General features: G+C 62.7%; 1 protein-coding gene. It reads right to left on the reverse strand.

Going from position 1 to position 225, the window contains the following annotated elements:
* On the reverse strand, nucleotides 1–225 hold a 225-nt coding region (locus FC652_RS20385; protein WP_176299926.1), incomplete at both ends, for a hypothetical protein.

Consider the following 225-nt stretch of genomic DNA (forward strand, 5'->3'; position numbering starts at 1 on the left):
TTCATAAGTAATCGTCACACTCGTGTTGGTGAAGTCCGTGCCCGCCGTCGCGCTGTCGCCCGCCAACGTCAACGTCACCGTGGTCGCGGTGGTGCTCGCGTTGCTCAACGTCACGGCGAACGTCGCTGTCTCGCCTTCGGACACATCTGGGCTGCTGATGCTCGATACCGCTGGGCGATCGTCGTCTGACGTGCCATCCGGAGGCGTCACGCTGCCATCATCGGT

Source organism: Vibrio sp. 05-20-BW147, assembly GCF_013369385.1.
Taxonomy (GTDB): Bacteria; Pseudomonadota; Gammaproteobacteria; order Enterobacterales; family Vibrionaceae; genus Vibrio; species Vibrio floridensis.